Source organism: Streptosporangium fragile (genome assembly GCF_039534445.1).
Classification (GTDB): Bacteria; Actinomycetota; Actinomycetes; order Streptosporangiales; family Streptosporangiaceae; genus Streptosporangium; species Streptosporangium fragile.
Genome location: NZ_BAAAVI010000086.1, coordinates 14,096 through 31,353, shown reverse-complemented (window position 1 = coordinate 31,353; position 17,258 = coordinate 14,096). Strand labels below are relative to the sequence as shown.

The following is a 17,258-nucleotide window of genomic DNA, read 5'->3' as shown; positions in this document are numbered from 1 at the left end:
CCCGCGCGTGCCGGGGTCGCCGGGTTCGGCACCCGCGCGTGCCGGGGGCGGGTTTCCGGGTTCGACATCCGCGCGTGCCCTATCCGACGCGGGGATGTCACACCGATTGGCTACCCTTGGGGGGATATGACGAAGCACATCGTTTGGGATTGGAACGGCACGCTGTTCCACGACATCGACGCTGTGGTGGGCGCGACGAACGCGGTCTTCGAGCCCTACGGGCTGGAGACGTACGACGCCGAGGGGTTCCGCGCGGTCTACACGCGCCCGATCTGGGCCGCCTACGAGCGCATGCTCGGCCGCCCCCTCTACGAGGGCGAGTGGGAGCGGCTCGACCTCGCCTTCCACGAGAGCTACCACCGGTTGATGCTGGAGTGCGGGCTCGCCGCCGACGCGCTCGCGAGCCTGGAGAGCTGGAAGGACGTGGGCGGCAGGCAGTCGCTGCTGTCCATGTGGGCGCACGAGCGACTGGTCCCCAAGGTCGCGGAGTTCGGCATCGACCACTACTTCACCCGGGTCGACGGCCTGCGCAGCGCCTCGGGCGGGCCCAAGGCCGAGTCGATGGTGGCCCACCTGGCCACGCTCGGCGTGGACCCGGCCGACGTGGTGGTGATCGGCGACAGCCTGGACGACGCGCACGCCGCCCAGCACGTCGGGGCGCGTGCCGTCCTCTACAGCGGGGGCATGACGAGCCGGGCGGACCTGCTGGCCTTCGGGGGCCCGGTCGTCGACACCCTGGCGGACGCCCTCGACTACGCCGCGTAGGCGCGCCCCCGGACCGGACGGTTTCGGCATCGGGGGTGATCCCGGTGCGCGCTGCCCTTACTCTGGGCATCCCCCCTCATTCCAGGAGGCCACGATCAACCGCCTCGTTCTCTGGAACATCGATCTCACGCTGGTCGACGTGTCCATCGTCACCCGCGAGGCATACGCGGAGGCGTTCCGCGAGGTCACCGGCAGACCCCTCGTCAAGCTGACGCCGCCCAACGGGCGGCCGGACTCGGAGATCATCTTCGAGATGCTCGCCCTCAACGGGGTCGTCGCCGGCGACGACCACCTGCCGAGATTCCTCGACGCGCTGGCCGGGTCCTTCGCGGCCCGGCGCAGGCGCCTGGCCAAGGACGGGCGGATGATGCCCGGCGCCCGCGACGCGCTGAAGGCGGTGGCCAGGCTCGACGGGGTCGTCCAGTCGGTGCTCACCGGAACGATCAAGAGCAACGCGGTGCACAAGCTGACGGCCTTCGGCCTGGACAAGCACGTCGACTTCGAGATCGGCGGCTACGGCGAGGAGGTCTACCCCAAGGCCACCCTGCTGCAGGTCGCGCAGGGCCGCGCCAAGCGGAAGCACGGTGCGGCCTTCGACGGCGGCAACACGGTGATGATCGGTGACTCGGCCCGGGACGCCCAGGCCGCCAAGATCGCCGGGGTCGCGATGATCGGGATCGCCTCCGGGCGCTCCCTCCCCGCCGAGCTGCGCGAGGCCGGCGCCGACGTGGTCCTGCCCGACCTGTCCAACCCCTCCGAGGTCGTCGCCGCCGTCGCCGGCCTCACCTCCCCGGCCCGCGCTCCCGGCCGCTCTCCCGCCGGTCACGGCTCCCCGTAGGGACCGGACCGGGGAGCGCGGCTCGCGGTTCCGCCGGGCCCGCCGGTGGTCGCAAGGCCGCCCCGGGTAGATTCGGAACCGCCGGCGGTGACGTGTTTCCAGGTGACGGTGTGGGCGGGCCGCCGGACCGTACGTGGCGGCCCCACACGGACCGCCGGGAGGGTATGTGGCCGCCGGGGATGACATTCCGATGGGGCGCCGAGAGGATGGGACCATGGTTGAGGAAGGTGCGCTGCTCTGGGAGCCCTCCCCGGAGGTCGTGAGGAACGCCAAGGTCACCCGGTACGCGGAGTGGCTCGGCCGGTCGGCCGACTACGAGTCCCTGTGGCGGTGGTCGGTGGACGCCCCCGCCGAGTTCTGGACGTCGATCTGGGACTACTTCGGGGTCGTGGGGGAGCGTGGCGACGGGCCCGTCATCTCGGGAGAGATGCCGGGCACCCGGTGGTTCGAGGGGGCGACGCTCAACTACGCGGCCAACGCGCTGCGCAGGGCGTCCGCCGATCCCGGCCGGCTCGCGGTGATCTTCCGGGACGAGGCGGGCGGGCGGCGGACGCTCACCCTGGGCGAGCTGGCCGAGGAGGTGGCCCGGGTCCGCACCGGCCTGGCCGCCCTGGGCGTCGGGCGGGGCGACCGGGTCGCCGCCTACGCCCCGAACGTCCCCGAGACCCTGGTGGCCTTCCTCGCCACCGCCTCCCTGGGCGCCGTCTGGTCCTCCTGCTCCCCCGACTTCGGGGCGCCCAGCGTGATCGACCGCTTCACCCAGATCGAGCCGAAGGTGCTCGTCGCGGTCGACGGCTACGACTACAACGGCAGGCGGTTCGACCGCGCCGAGGTCGTCCGCGACATCGCCGCCAAGCTGCCGACCCTGGTCGCCCGGGTCCGCATCGGCGGGGCCGGCACGGCCGGCTCCGCGGAGTGGCCGGACGCGGCGGAGACACCGGGCCTCGCGGGCGAGGTCAGGACGGTGGGCTGGGAGGACCTGCGGGCGGCCACCGGACCGCTCGGCTTCGAGCCGGTGCCGTTCGGGCACCCGCTCTGGATCGTCTACTCCTCCGGCACCACCGGGCTTCCGAAGCCCATCGTGCACGGCCACGGGGGCGTGGTCCTGGAGCACCTCAAGGCGCTCTCCTTCCACCAGGACCTGGGGGAGGACGACGTCTTCTTCTGGTACACCACCACCGGCTGGATGATGTGGAACTACCTCATCGGCGGCCTGCTGGTCGGTTCGGCGGTGGTGCTCTACGACGGGTCGGCGACCCACCCGGAGACCGGCGCGCTGTGGCGGCTGGCCGCCGAGGAGGGGGTCACCTACTTCGGCACCGGCGCGCCGTACCTGATCGCGTCGATGAAGGCGGGCCTCAAGCCGTCGGGTCTCGACCGGCTGCGCGGGCTCGGCTCGACCGGCTCCCCGCTGCCGCCCGAGGGGTTCGCCTGGGTGCACGACGCGCTGCCCGACGTGCAGCTGGGCTCGTTCTCCGGCGGCACCGACGTCTGCACCGGCTTCGTCGGGGCCGTCCCGCTGCTCCCGGTCCGCGCGGGCGTCATCCCGTGCCGCTGCCTGGGGGCGAAGGTGGAGTCCTTCGACCCGTCGGGTGCGCCGCTGGTCGGCGAGGTCGGCGAGCTGGTGCTGACCCTGCCGATGCCGTCGATGCCGGTGATGTTCTGGAACGACGCCGACGGGTCGCGGTACCGGGAGAGCTACTTCGCCGAGTTCCCCGGTGTCTGGCGGCACGGCGACTGGATCAAGATTCTCCCCGACGGCGGCTGCGTGATCTACGGCCGCTCCGACTCGACCCTGAACCGGGGCGGTGTCCGCATGGGCACCAGCGAGTTCTACCGGGTGGTGGAGCGCTTCGAGGAGATCGCCGACAGCCTGGTGATCGACACCGGCCAGCTCGGGCAGGAGGGCCGCCTGCTGCTCTACGTCACCATGGCCGAGGGCGTGCCCCTGAACGATGACCTGGTCATGCGCCTGCGCAGAGATCTCAAGGAGGCGCTCTCCCCGCGTCACGTGCCGAACGAGATCATCGAGGTGCCCGGCATCCCCCGCACCCTCAGCGGCAAGAAGCTGGAGGTTCCCGTCCGCAAGATCCTTCTCGGCGTCCCGCCCGAGAAGGCCGCCAACCTCGACGCCATGGCCAACCCCGAGGTCCTGCCCTACTTCGTCCAGGGCGCCTGAGGGCCGGGGTGCCTGACGGTCGGGGTGCCTGACGGTCGGGGTGCCTGACGGCCGGGGTGCCTGAGGGCCGGGGTGCCCGGCGGTGACCCGCCCGCCGTGACCGGGCCCGCCGGGGCCCCGGTCACGCCCGCGCCCACCGGGGCGGCCCCGACTGCCCGGTCCGGGTCCGGAGCACCGCCGGTCACGGACCCGGGACACCGGGGACATTCCTCCCGGGAGGCAGGGGCCGGAGCCCAGGTGTCCCGGGACGGGCTCCCGGTTCGCTGGGCGGGTGATGAAAAACCCTGACGTGTTCCGCCGGACGGTCGCCGGGCTCGCCCTGTTCGCCTGGCCGCTGTTCGAGTTCCTGGCCTTCCTGACCTCGCCCCCCGACGCCGACCACGATCCCGACATCTTCCGTACGCACGCGACGAGCGTGCAGGTCAGCGCGCTGCTCTACATCTGGGCGACGCTGAGTCTCATCCCGGTCATCCTGGGCCTGGCCCACCTGCTGCGCGAGCGCGCCCCCCGCGCGGGCGGGATCGGGGCCGCGCTCGGGCTGGTCGGCGCCGGTCACGGGCTGACGCTCTTCACCACCGACTTCTACGACCTGGCCCTGGCCCTGAGCCTGTCCGACGCGCAGGCCAAGGCGATCACGAAGCAGGTCGGTGAGATGCCGGGCTTCGTGTTCGGCATGCTGCTGCCGGGATTCCTGCTCCACATCGGGCTGTACACCCTGCTCATCACGCTGGCCGTGGTCAGGATCGCCCCCTGGTGGGTGCCGGTCGTCGCGCTCGTGGGCACGGTGGTGCCGTTCGTGACCATGGGCCAGCCGCCGGTCGTGCAGTCCACCGGCGCGTTGCTGCACCTGGCGACCTACGGCTGGATCGGGCTGCGCGTGCTGCGCATGTCCGAGGCCGAGTGGCGCGGCGGGGTCGGAGAGGTCAGAGCCCCGCTTCCCGGGCGCGCATGATCGCCTGTGCCCGGTCGGCCACCTGGAGCTTGGTGAAGACGGCCGACACGTGATTGCGGACCGTCTTCTGGCTCAGCCCGAGCCGGGCCGCGATCTGCGGGTTGGTCAGGTGCTCGGCGACCAGGCCGAGGATCTCCCGCTCCCGCGGGGTCAGGCCGGGTAGCGGCGGCTCCGCGCGCTCCCTGCCGGAGAAGTAACCCATCAGCCGGGAAGCGAGGGCGGGACCGAAGACGGCCCCGCCCTCGGCCACCGCCTGCACCGACCGGACGAGCTCGGCCTTGCGGGCCCCCTTGAGGACGTAGCCGCGGGCACCGGCCCGCACGGCGGCGAAGACCGAGTCGTCGTCGTCCGACATGCTGAGCACGACCACCCGGATGTGCGGATGGTCGCGGGACAGCCGCTCGGTCGCCGCGATGCCGCCCATGCCGGGCATCGCCAGGTCCATCAGGATCACGTCCGGCTGGGTCCGCCCGACCAGCGCGAGCGCCTGCTCCCCGCTGGCCGCCTCGTCGGCGACCTCGATCCCCTCGGCCGTCGAGAGCAGGGTCCGCAACCCCGCGCGGAACCCCGGGTGGTCGTCAACCACCAGGATTCTGATCATCGTCGTCGCCCTCCCCGCCCGCGGGCAGCACGACCCTGACACGGGTCCCGCCTCCCGGGCGTTCCTCGATCATGCATGACCCGCCCAGCTCCGCGGCCCGCTCGCGCATCGACGCCAGTCCGACCCCCGGGCCCCCCGGGCCCGCCGGGCCGCCGGGCCCGGCCCCCGGGTCCGGCGGGCCGGTCTCCGAACCCTCCGGCCCCGCCCCCGGTCCCGGGACGGGGCCGTACGGCCCGATCCCGCGGCCGTCGTCGGAGATCTCCAGCCGCAGCGTCCCGTCCGCGACCTCGATCCGCAGTTCCGCGCGGGTCGCGCCCGCGTGCCGGCGCACGTTGGCCAGCGCCTCGCCCGCGATCCGGTAGGCGGCGACCTCGGTGGCGGCGGGCAGCGCGGGGAGACCGTCCGGCGCGCGCACGTCCACCCGCAGCCCGGACGGCTGCCGGGCCGCGTGGGCGCGCAGCGCCCCGGCCAGTCCCAGGGAGTCCAGCGTGGGCGGACGGAGCCCGTCCACCAGGGTCCGCACGTCGGCCACCGCGGCCTCGGCGTCGCTGACGATCCCCGCCAGCAGCCGCCGCGCCCGTTCGTCCTCGACCAGGTCGTGCACCGCCTCGGCCCGCATGGTCAGCGCGGCGAGGGTGGGGCCGAGCCCGTCGTGCAGGTCCCGCCGGAGGCGGCGCCTCTCCTCCTCCCGGGCCATCACCAGCCGCTCCCGCGAGCGCCGCAGGTCGGCGGAGAGCCGTACCGCGTGCACGGCCACCGCGACCTGCCGGGCCAGGTCGTTGAGGACGCGCAGGTCACGGGCGCCGAACCCGTTCTCACCCACCCGGGGCGACAGGACCAGACCGCCGACCCGCTCGCCGTTGTGCGTGAGCGGCAGCCGCACCGGGTCCGCGCCGGCCGGTCCGGCCGTCCCGTACGCGTACCGCGCGCCCCCGGCCGTCTCGACCGCCGCGTACGGCAGGCGCAGCGCCTCGGCGATCGACCGCGCGACCCCCGGCAGCACGATGTCGGGGTCCGCGGTGCTCTCCAGCCTGCGGCCCAGCCGGGTGAGCGCCGCGTACGGGTCGTCGCGCTCGCCGTACGTCAGCAGGTTGACCCAGCTCTGCAGCCGCTGCCGCAGCGGCGCGAAGGCCAGCGCCACCAGCCCGGCGGCCAGCACCGAGACCGGCATGTCCCCGGTGGGGAAGAGCGCGCCCAGGTAGCCGACCACGAGGACGTAGCCACCGGTCACGCAGCCCGACAGCAGCCCGTAGACCAGCGTCCGGTTGATCACCAGGTCGATGTCGAAGAGCCGGTGGCGCAGGATGGCCGCGCAGATGGCGACCGGGATGAGGGTGGCACCCGAGATGCCGACCAGTTCCCAGAAGACGCTGGTCGCCGGCCAGGCGGCGCCGGGGACGTCGTCGGTGAGCCCGGCCGCCAGCCTGCCCCCGATCACCACCGTCTCGATCCCGACCACGTAGACCAGCCACGCGACCTGGCGGCGTTCGAGTCCCCCGCTCCGCCGCGTCCGCAGGCCCAGGTCCACGGCGCCCAGCGCGAACACCGCCGGGAGCAGGGCCGTCATCACGGCCTCCGGCACCGGTGCGAGACCGGCGAGGCCCGCCACGCCGAGCGGGTTGGGCACCCCGACGCCGATGCCGACCTGGTGACTCTCCCCGGGGCTCAGCGCGCTGACCCCGGCGACGGCCGCCCCGGCGGCCACCGCTCCCGCGATCGGAAGGCGCAGGACGGGCGAGGAGAGCCGCCCGCCGGGGAAGAACAGCGGGATCAGGGAGGCCGCCAGGTTCGCCGGTACCCAGAGCCAGGTCTGCGGCCAGGCCAGCGCCCCGGCGAGCGGCAGCCCCGGGTGGGTGAGGAGGCCGAGGATCGCGTAGTGCCCGCAGGCCTCCATGAGCGCGAAGCAGAACGCGCTCAACGCGAGCAGCCGGCCCACCATGTGCCCGGGACGGTGTGAGCCGATGAGGCCGCCCGCCAGCGCGCAGGCCGCCACGAACAGCAGGTGGATCACGGCGAGCGGGGCCATCCCGTTGGCGACCGCCAGGGCGACGGCCACCGCCGCCAGGACCAGGGTCAGCGCGCACCACGCCCACGCGACGCGCGCCGCCGTCGCCGCTGTCGCCACTGTCCCTCCCGAGCCGGTCGCGCCACACCGTACCCGCCCGCGCGCCCGGCCCGCCGGGACGGTGTCCCGGGACGGGCCGCACCTCGCCCGGCCCGCCGGCCGGCCAGGTCTCGCCGGGTCGCGCCGAGCGGGTCGTGCTCACCGGGCCGTATGCCTTCGTGCGGGGTCCGTGGCGCCGGGTCGTACGTCTCCGTGCGGGGTTCGCGGTGCCGGGAGGGCGTCTCCGGGAGTCGGGGTCCGAGGGAGCGGTCAGGCGGTCAGATCCCCTGGGGCATGCGGAACAGGCGGCCGGGGTCGTAGGCGGCCTTGACGCGGGCCAGGCGGGCGGCGTTCTGCCCGTAGTAGGCCGAGCGCCAGCCGGAGAGCCCGGCGTCGATGTAGTTGACGTAGGCGTGGTCGCCGAAGTGGGGCCGCATCGCGGCGCGCGCGCCCCTGGTCCACGCCGCGGCTCCGGCGCGGTGGGCGTAGTACTGCACGCTGTAGAGGGCGGCCCGGTGCGGGAAGGCCGTCGCGTCGGGCCGGACCCGGCCGACGGCGCCGCCCAGGGCGTCCAGCAGCACGGTGTGGTCACCCGGCCGGGAGACCTGGGCGACCAGGGCCCCGGCCCCGGCCTCGGAGAGCGGGCGGTAGGCCATGTGCGACGCGGCGGTGAAGGTGTCGCGGGACAGCCGGCCGGCGCGGGTCTGCCCCGGCAGGGAGCCGCCCAGGTGGCACTGGGCGACCGAGAGCGAGCCGCAGCCCGCCATGAGCATCATGGCGCGGTGGTAGGAGGTCTGGTCGACCGTGCTCCGCGACGGGGAGCCCGCCGCACCGGTCAGCCGGTCGAGCAGTCGCTCGCAGTCCGCCCTGCCGCCGAGGTAGAGCCCGACGACCTGTACGTCCCGCCCGCCCTCGTTGGTCAGGTGCATGCCCGACCACAGGGCGTCGGGCGCCGAGGGCCCCCACGCCTGCCAGGCGCGCAGCGCCTTGACCGCCTTCGACCACGGCCAGTGCAGGAAGAACACCGTGACCTCGCGGACGGGGTGGGTCCGGAAGCCGAAGGAGACCGCCACGCCGAAGTTGCCCCCGCCACCGCCGCGGGAGGCCCAGTACAGGTCGGCGTCGTGGTTCGCGTCGCAGGTCAGCAACCGCCCGTCGGCCGTGACGATCTGGACCGACTCCATCACGTCGCAGGTCAGGCCGTACTTCCTGGACACCACGCCGATCCCGCCGCCCAGCGCCAGCCCGCTCACCCCGACCGTGGCGCAGGTCCCGGCCGGGATGCTGACCCCGTTCGCGGCGAGGCGGTCGTAGACGTCGATGAGCTTGGCGCCCGCCCCGACGGTGGCCCGCCCCGAGGCGTGGCGCACCGAGCTCATTCGGGAGACGTCGACGACCAGGCCGCTCCCGGTGGACCAGCCCGCGTAGGAGTGCCCGCCGGAGCGCACGGCCAGCGGGATCTCCATCCGGCGGGCGAAGGTGACGCACTCGGCGACGTCGGAGGCGTTGGCGCAGTACGCCACGCCCGCCGGACGCACCGTGTCGTAGGCCGGGTTGAACAGCCGCCGGGCGCTGTCGTACGTCGCGTCGCCCGGTCTGACGAGCTTCCCCTCCAGCCCCGCGCCGAGCGCGCGCCAGTCGGCGGGGCCGGGCGCGCTCCGGGCGCCGGAGGCGCTCGCCGCGGCCGGTGCGGGCACGCTCCCGGCGCCCACGGCCAGGGCGGTCAGGCCACCGATCTTGAGGAATTCCCGCCTGTCCGGAGGGGTGCGCATGCTCGTTCTCCCCGAGGTTCCCACTACGTCTGCCCGGTGAGACGCGCCGCGCGCCCGTCCGGTTGGTAACAGTCGCATCACCCTTCGGCCGCCCGCGGCGCGAGGGCGGGGAACATCCCGACGGTCCCGCGGGCCGTCCGCCGTATCCGCGGGGGCACGGTGCCGTCGTCGGCCACCGGGCGGCCGTGCCCGCCGAGCCGGGCGGGGCGGACGCGGCCCGGCGTCCCCGGTGGGACGGGACGCGCGCCGGAGGCGGTGATCGCCGCCGGGGCGCCGCGTGGGCTCTCTCCGGAACACCGAAGTCATCGGGCGCGCTCGCCCGCGGGCCCGTAGGATTGACAGGGCGGCGGAGAGCCCGGCGTCCCGTCGAGTACGGCCGAGTCCCGGCGCCACGTTGACGTTTTCCGGCTTTTCGGGTGGTATCAGGAACGGTGGCACGCTTCGGTCAACGGGGATCGGAGCAGGCGGCCACTGGAGGTGTCGTGCCGCGGGCCATGCCCGACGGGCGGAACGCGTGCCGGACGGCCGCGCCCGCCCCGCCGAGTGACGAGGCCGGTGAGCTCAGACTCGCCCGGCTGAGCCGAGGGCTTTCCGAACCCGCCCTGTGGGATGATTGCCGTACCGCCCCCTCCCAGCGAGAACTCGCTGTCTCCGACCACGAGACCTGCTGTTTCCCGCTGATGGTGGCGCCCGACGAGGGCGCCCGGGCTCGGAGGGCGCTCGCGCCCGCATCACCTCCTCCTCCGCGGGAACTATGAGCTTTGTCGTAGATCCCCTCTAAATGTGCAAAATCCCTCACAAAGGAGTGAGAGCGACATGCCGCTCGACGAGGCAAAGGACGAGCTGCTGAGGAGTGCCGCGGAGATGTGCGCGCACACACCCGGCAGTGATCACGTGAGCGTGGAGGAGGCGCTCGGCTTTCTCAGGCTCTACTACCGGCATGTCGCCCCGGAGGACCTGCTGAGCCGCGACCCGGTCGACGTCTACGGCCCGGCGACGGCCCAGCGGCAGCTCGCGGAGAAGCGTCCCCAGGGCCGCGCCCTGGTGCGGGCCTACACGCCCAGCCTGGAGCAGCACGGCTGGGACCCGGGAGTCTCCGTCATCGAGATCGTCACCGACGACATGCCTTTCCTCGTCGACTCGGTGACGATGGAGCTCGACCGCCACGAGATCACCACCCATCTGGTCGTCCACCCTCAGATGCGCGTGCGCAGGGACATGACGGGCAGGCTGCTCGACCGCGGGCAGGAGGACATCACCGGCCAGATGCTCGCCGAGTCCTGGATGCACTTCGAGATCGACCGGCAGGCCGACCCGGCGGTGCTCAAGGAGATCGAGGCCGACCTGCAGCGGGTCCTGGAAGACGTGCGCAGCGCCGTCGAGGACTTCGCCAAGATGCGCGCCCTGGCCCTGCAGACCGCCGAGGACGTCTCGGTCAACCCGCCGCCGCTCGACCCCGCGGGGGTGGAGGACAGCCTGGAGCTGATGCGCTGGCTGGCCGACGGCCACTTCACCTTCCTCGGCTACCGGGAGTACCGCCTGGAGGACAGCGAGCAGGGTGAGCGGCTGCGCCCGATGCCCGGCACCGGGCTGGGCATCCTCCGCCACGACAGGCCGGGCTCCGACAGCTTCGCCGCGCTCTCGCCCGAACTGCGCGCCAAGGCCCGCGAGAAGCAGCAGATGCTGATCATCACCAAGGCCAACACCCGCGCCACCGTGCACCGCCCCGCCTACCTCGACTACGTGGGCGTCAAGCTCTTCGACGCCGCGGGCGAGGTCGTCGGCGAGCGGCGCTTCCTCGGCCTGTTCACCCACGTGGCCTACAACGAGTCGATCTCCCGCGTCCCGGTGCTCCGGCGCAAGCTGGCCGCCGTGCTCGACCGGGCCGGGCTGCCCGCCGACAGCCACGACGGCAAGGACCTGATCGAGATCCTGGAGACCTTCCCCCGCGACGAGCTCTTCCAGACCTCGGTCGAGCAGCTGCTGCCCATCTCGCTCGGCGTGCTCAGACTCCGCGAGCGCAAGCAGGTCAAGGTGTTCCTCCGCCCGGACGACTACGGCCGCTACATCTCGTGCCTGATCTACCTGCCGCGCGACCGCTACACCACCAAGATCCGGATCAGGATGCAGGAGATCCTGCTCAAGGCGCTCGGCGGCACCTCCTTCGACTACAGCGCCATGATCGGCGAGTCGGTCCTGGCCCGGCTGCACGTGGTCGTACGCGGCGAGCGGGGCAGGCCGCTCAACGCCGACACGGTGGACGTCGAGGAGCTGGAGGCGAAGCTGGCCGCCGCCACCCGCTCGTGGGAGGACGACCTGGCCGCCGCCATCACCGAGCTGAGCGCCGAGGACGAGGCGCCCAAGCTCCTGCGCCGCTACGCCTCGGCGTTCCCCGAGGGGTACAAGGCCGACTTCCCCGCCCGGATGGCGGTGGCCGACCTGCGCCGCCTGGAGGCACTGGCCGAATCTTCCGACGAGATCGGGATGAACCTCTACGAGCCGTACGACGCGCCGGAGGGGGAACGCCGCTTCAAGCTCTACCGCATCGGCGCGCCCGTCTCGCTCTCCCGCGTGCTGCCGCTGCTGCAGCGGATGGGCGTGGAGGTGATCGACGAGCGGCCGTACGAGATCGACCGCGACAACACCCCGGAGACCAAGGACGCCTGGATCTACGACTTCGGCCTGCGCTACAAGCCCTCGCCGGAGGTCGACCGGGACGAGTTCAAGCGGCTCTTCCAGGACGCCTTCGGCGCCCTGTGGACCGGACGGGTGGAGAACGACGGGTTCAACGGGCTCGTCCTGGCCGCGGGGCTGACCTGGGAGCAGGCCGAGATCCTGCGCGTGTACGCCAAGTACCTGCGCCAGGCGGGCACCACGTTCAGCCAGGAGTACATCGAGCGGGTGCTGCTGGGCAACGTGCGGCTCGCGCGGCTGCTGGTCCGGCTCTTCGAGGCCAGGCTCGACCCCCGGCGCTCCCCGGAGGTCCGCGCGGAGCTGTCCGACGCGCTGCAGGAGGAGATCCTCGGCGCGCTCGACGACGTCGCCTCCCTGGACGAGGACCGGATCCTCCGCGCCTACCTGGAGATGATCCAGGCCACGCTCAGGACCAACTTCTTCCAGACGGCCGGCGGGCGGCGCAAGCCGTACATCAGCCTGAAGTTCGACTCGCCGTCGATCAGCGTGCTGCCGCTGCCCCGGCCGAAGTTCGAGGTGTTCGTCTACTCGCCGCGGGTCGAGGGCGTGCACCTGCGCTTCGGCAAGGTCGCGCGCGGCGGCCTGCGCTGGTCGGACCGGATGGAGGACTTCCGCACCGAGGTCCTCGGCCTGGTCAAGGCGCAGATGGTGAAGAACACCGTCATCGTCCCCACCGGCTCCAAGGGCGGCTTCGTCGTGAAGAACCCGCCCAGGTCGGGCGCGCGGGAGGACGTGCTCATCGAGGGCATCGCCTGCTACCGGACGTTCATCTCCGGCCTGCTCGACCTCACCGACAACCTCGTCGACGGCAAGGTGGTCCCGCCCGCCGACGTGGTCAGGCACGACGGCGACGACACCTACCTGGTGGTCGCCGCCGACAAGGGCACCGCCACGTTCTCCGACATCGCCAACGGGGTGGCCAAGGAGTACGGCTTCTGGCTGGGCGACGCCTTCGCCTCCGGCGGCTCGATCGGCTACGACCACAAGGCCATGGGCATCACCGCCCGCGGCGCCTGGGAGTCGGTCAAGTACCACTTCCGCACGATCGGCGTCGACGTCCAGAGCACCGACTTCACCGTGGCCGGCATCGGCGACATGTCCGGTGACGTGTTCGGCAACGGCATGCTGCTCTCCCGGCACATCCGGCTCGTCGCCGCCTTCGACCACCGGCACATCTTCGTCGACCCCCACCCGGACCCGGCGCGCGGCTACACCGAACGCGCCCGGCTGTTCGCGCTGCCCCGCAGCTCGTGGGCCGACTACGACCCCTCGCTCATCTCCCGGGGCGGCGGCGTCTGGCCCCGTACGGCCAAGTCGATCCCGATCTCCCCGGAGACGCGCGCCGCGCTCGGCCTCGACGACGTCGTGACGTCGCTGGCCCCCAACGACCTGATCAGCGCCATCCTGCGGGCCCCGGTCGACCTGCTGTGGAACGGCGGCATCGGCACCTACGTCAAGGCGACGAGCGAGTCGCACGCCGACGTCGGCGACAAGGCCAACGACGGCCTGCGGGTCAACGCCTCCGAGCTGCGCTGCAAGGTGGTCGGCGAAGGCGGCAACCTCGGCTTCACCCAGCTCGCCCGGATAGAGTTCGCGCTCAACGGCGGCCTGGTCAACACCGACTTCATCGACAACTCCGCCGGGGTCGACACCTCCGACCACGAGGTGAACATCAAGATCCTGCTGGACCGGGCGGTCCGCGACGGCGAGCTCACCGACAAGCAGCGCAACCAGCTCTTCCTCGACATGACCGACGAGGTGGCCCGGCTCGTCCTGCGTGACAACTACGACCAGAACGTGGTGCTGGCCGCCGCCCGGGCGCAGGCCGCCGACATGCTGCACGTCCACGCGCGCCAGCTGCGCAAGCTGGAGCGCGACGGGCTGCTCAACCGGGGGCTGGAGTTCCTGCCGTCGGACAAGACGCTGGCCGAGCGGCGCCAGGCGGGGCTGGGGCTGACCGCGCCGGAGTTCTCGGTGCTGCTGGCCTACACCAAGCTGGTGACGGACGCGGAGATCCTCGCCTCCGACCTGCCCGACGACCCCTACCTGGTCTCGTGGCTGGAGTCCTACTTCCCGTCGGCGCTGCGCGAGCGGATCCGCCCCTACATGGACAGCCACCCGCTCCGCCGGGAGATCATCACCACCGGCGTGGTGAACGACCTGGTCAACTCCAGCGGGACCACCTTCATGTTCCGCCTCGGCGAGGAGAGCGGCGCCTCCGCCCCGGACATCGTCCGTGCCTACCTGGTCACGCGCGAGGTCTTCGACCTGCCCAGCCTCTGGCGCCAGATCGAGGAACTGGACAACAAGGTCGACACCTCCACCCAGATCGCGATGGAGCTGGAGGCGCGCAAGCTCGTCGAGCGGGGCACCCGCTGGCTGCTGGGCAACCGGCGCGCCCCGCTGGACCTGGCCTCCACGGTCGGCTTCTTCGCCAAGGGCATGAACGGGCTGCTGCCGCACCTGCCCAAGATGCTGGCCGGGACGGACCTGGCCGCGTTCGAGGAGCGGCGGGAAGGGTTCGTCGACCGGGGCGTCCCGCCGGAGCTGGCCGAGCGCGTCGCCGCCATGGTGCCCGCGTACTCCACCTTCGACCTGGTCGAGGTGGCCGCGCGCACCGGCCGTCCGGTGCACGAGGTGGCCGAGGTCTACTTCGACGTGGCCGACCGGCTCCAGCTCTCCCGGCTGCGCGAGCGCATCGTCGCGCTGCCCCGGGACAGCCGGTGGAACTCCATGGCGCGGGCCGCGCTCCGCGACGACCTCTACGCCGCGCACGCCGCGCTCACCCACGACGTGCTGGTGCACAGCACGCCGGGGCTCTCGCCCGACGAGCGCCTGGCGCGCTGGAACGAGGCGAACGCGGCGGCGGTCTCGCGGGCCCGGCAGACGCTGTCGGAGATCTGGGAGAGCGACACCTTCGACCTCGCGACCCTGTCGGTGGCGCTGCGCGCGATCCGCACGCTGGTGGCCACCATCAACCTGCCGCGCGCCGAGTCCTGACCCGGGCCGCGGCACCGTGAGCCCCCGCCGCGAGCGGGGGCTCAGCTCACGGTCACCTTGGTCAGCCCGCCGAGGTAGCCGATGACCTTGGCCTGGCGCCCGCTGCCCTTGGCCGGCACGGTGCTGACGTACTGCTGCGTCTCCACCGTGCGCAGCTCCTTGCGGATGAAGCTCTCCGAGGTCAGCTTCCGCGCGTCCGGCGGGATCCGCACGTCGGACGCGCACGGCTCGACCTTGATCGTCCGGGTCGTGGTCCTGATCAGGGAGTAGACGACGAGCGCGCCACCGTCGGCGGTACGCAGCGCGTGCACCGGGTAGTTGCTCGCCGCGAAGATCGAGTCGTAGCCCAGGCACTCGCTCTTCTCGTCCAGGCGCCGTTCGGCGATCTCGTCGGCGTACCCGGTGGTGTGCGGGCTCTTCTCGATCAGCCCGGCGGCGAACCCTCTGTCGCCCTCCTCGGCGGAGGTCGCGTGCAGCGGGGCCATGAGCCGGGGGCTGATCGCCACCGTCTGGTCCTCCGTGCCGAGCGCGGTGGCGTACCCCTCGGCGTCCTTGGCGACCTGCGGCGCCCGCACGCCCTCGTCCAGCAGCGAGGTCGAGCTGAGCCGCCAGTCGTCCTCGCCCTGCCGGACCAGGGTCAGCACGGCGGTGCGGACCTCGCCGGTGTCGTCCCTGCGGTCGATGATCGCGGCGAACCAGGCGGGCTCCCGCGCGAGGCGCGGCACCAGCAGCTCGGGAGTGCCCCAGGTGTAGGCGGGGAGCGCCTCGGCCGAGCTGTTGAAGGCCGCCATGGTCAGGGCCTCCTGACCGTCGCGGGTCTGCTCCAGGATGTTGCGGCGGTCGGCGTCCAGGTGCGGCGTGGCCGCGCCCAGCACCCCGCCGGCGCCGAGGACGCCCGCCAGCACCCTGCCGGCCTCGGCCAGCGTGACCTCGGGGGCGGCGGCCGGGGACGGTGTGGCGGCGGCCGGGCTCCGCGTCGGAGAGGCGTCGCCACCGGGGCCGGAGCACGCCGCGGCCAGCGCCAGGGCGAGCCCGAGCAGCCCCAACCGCGCATGTCCTCGCACGTCCGCCTCCCGATGCGTCCCCGATGCGGGCAATGCTAGCCAGGGCGGGGCGCGAGCCGTACACAACGGGGCTCGGCGGTCGCGTACCCTTTACAGACGTGGCACTCATCGACCCGGCAGAACAGATCAACGAGCTTACCGGCACGCTGAACAGCATCAAGGACGTGCTCGACCTCGACGCGCTCCGCAAGCAGATCGAGGAGCTCGAGGATCAGGCCGCCGCACCCGACCTCTGGAACGACCAGGAGCGGGCCCAGAAGGTCACCAGCAAGCTCTCCTACCTCCAGGGCGAGGTCACCAGGATCGAGTCGCTGGGGCGGCGCCTGGACGACCTCGGGGTTCTCTACGAGCTCGCCGCCGCCGAGGACGACGAGGACACCCGCGAGGAGGCCGACCGGGAGCTGGAGGCCCTGCGCAGCGAGATCGGCGCGCTGGAGGTCCGCACCCTGCTCTCGGGTGAGTACGACGCCCGGGAGGCGGTCGTCACGATCCAGTCCCAGGCGGGCGGCGTCGACGCCGCCGACTGGGCGCAGATGCTCCAGCGGATGTACCTGCGGTGGGCCGAGCGCAGGGGCTACCCGACGGAGGTCTACGAGACCTCCTACGCGGAGGAGGCCGGCATCAAGTCGACCACCTTCACGGTCAAGGCGCCCTACGCCTACGGCACGCTCCGCGGCGAGCACGGCACCCACCGCCTGGTCCGGATCAGCCCCTTCGACAACCAGGGCCGCCGCCAGACCTCCTTCGCGGGCGTGGACGTGGTGCCGGTCGTCGAGACGACCGACCACATCGACATCAACGAGGACGACCTGCGGGTCGACGTGTACCGATCCTCGGGCCCCGGCGGCCAGGGCGTCAACACCACCGACTCGGCGGTCCGCCTGACCCACCTGCCCACCGGCATCGTGGTCTCCTGCCAGAACGAGCGGTCGCAGCTGCAGAACAAGGCGACCGCGATGGCGGTCCTGCAGGCCAAGCTGCTGGAGCGCAAGAGGCAGGAGGAGGCCGCGGCGCTGAACGAGATCCGGGGCGAGTCCACCACCTCGTGGGGCACCCAGATCCGCAACTACGTGCTACACCCGTACCAGATCGTCAAGGACCTGCGGACGGGCGCCGAGGCGGGCAATCCCGGCTCCGTGCTCGACGGCGACCTGGACGAGTTCATCGAGGCCGAGATCCGCTGGCTCCGCCGCCAGGAGTCGGGCGCCGACGCCTAGCCCTCCGGGGCCCGCGGTCCCCGGGCCGGACGCCGGATCCCGCCGCGCACCGGCCCCGTCGTGACGCCGTCA

General features: G+C 72.8%; 10 protein-coding genes. 6 read left to right on the top strand and 4 right to left on the bottom strand.

Annotated elements, in window-relative coordinates:
• Positions 1–126 precede the first annotated feature (126 nt).
• The 4 genes from ABD841_RS35725 (at position 127) to ABD841_RS35710 (ending at position 4,734) form a co-directional block, all read left to right on the top strand.
• Positions 127–765: an HAD family hydrolase gene (locus tag ABD841_RS35725; protein WP_344981013.1), complete on the top strand. Its 639-nt coding sequence runs from the start codon at positions 127–129 to the stop codon at positions 763–765.
• Between the two features lie 94 nt (positions 766–859).
• Positions 860–1,603: an HAD family hydrolase gene (locus tag ABD841_RS35720; protein ID WP_344981014.1), complete on the top strand. Its 744-nt coding sequence runs from the start codon at positions 860–862 to the stop codon at positions 1,601–1,603.
• A gap of 214 nt (positions 1,604–1,817) precedes the next feature.
• Positions 1,818–3,782 (top strand): acetoacetate--CoA ligase, encoded by a 1,965-nt coding sequence (locus tag ABD841_RS35715; RefSeq protein ID WP_344981011.1) that lies wholly within the window; start codon positions 1,818–1,820, stop codon positions 3,780–3,782.
• 274 nt (positions 3,783–4,056) lie between these two features.
• Positions 4,057–4,734 (top strand): hypothetical protein, encoded by a 678-nt coding sequence (locus tag ABD841_RS35710; RefSeq protein WP_344981010.1) that lies wholly within the window; start codon positions 4,057–4,059, stop codon positions 4,732–4,734.
• Here the strand turns inward: ABD841_RS35710 and ABD841_RS35705 are convergent.
• The 3 genes from ABD841_RS35705 to ABD841_RS35695 all read right to left on the bottom strand — a co-directional run bounded on the left by ABD841_RS35705 (position 4,706) and on the right by ABD841_RS35695 (position 9,211).
• Positions 4,706–5,335 carry a response regulator gene (locus ABD841_RS35705; RefSeq protein WP_344981008.1) on the bottom strand — a complete coding sequence of 210 codons (630 nt, stop codon included), beginning with the start codon at positions 5,333–5,335 and terminating at the stop codon, positions 4,706–4,708. The two genes, ABD841_RS35710 and ABD841_RS35705, sit on opposite strands and share 29 nt — an antisense overlap.
• Positions 5,313–7,460 (bottom strand): sensor histidine kinase, encoded by a 2,148-nt coding sequence (locus ABD841_RS35700; RefSeq protein ID WP_344981006.1) that lies wholly within the window; start codon positions 7,458–7,460, stop codon positions 5,313–5,315. The genes ABD841_RS35705 and ABD841_RS35700 overlap by 23 nt, the downstream gene beginning before the upstream one ends.
• A gap of 257 nt (positions 7,461–7,717) precedes the next feature.
• Complete coding sequence (locus ABD841_RS35695; RefSeq protein ID WP_344981005.1) at positions 7,718–9,211, bottom strand: FAD-binding oxidoreductase; 1,494 nt, start codon at positions 9,209–9,211, stop codon at positions 7,718–7,720.
• Between the two features lie 816 nt (positions 9,212–10,027).
• On the opposite strand from ABD841_RS35695, the gene ABD841_RS35690 reads away from it, so the two are divergent.
• Entirely contained in the window at positions 10,028–14,905 is a 4,878-nt protein-coding gene (locus ABD841_RS35690; protein WP_344981003.1) for an NAD-glutamate dehydrogenase, read from the top strand.
• Between the two features lie 41 nt (positions 14,906–14,946).
• On the opposite strand, the gene ABD841_RS35685 is transcribed toward ABD841_RS35690, so the two are convergent.
• Positions 14,947–15,969, bottom strand: a complete 1,023-nt coding sequence (locus ABD841_RS35685) for a DUF8094 domain-containing protein (protein ID WP_344981001.1) — start codon at positions 15,967–15,969, stop codon at positions 14,947–14,949.
• A gap of 98 nt (positions 15,970–16,067) precedes the next feature.
• Here ABD841_RS35685 and prfB point away from each other — a divergent pair, with 98 nt between their 5' ends.
• Positions 16,068–17,186 (top strand): peptide chain release factor 2, encoded by a 1,119-nt coding sequence (gene prfB / locus ABD841_RS35680; RefSeq protein ID WP_344981000.1) that lies wholly within the window; start codon positions 16,068–16,070, stop codon positions 17,184–17,186.
• Positions 17,187–17,258 lie beyond the last annotated feature (72 nt).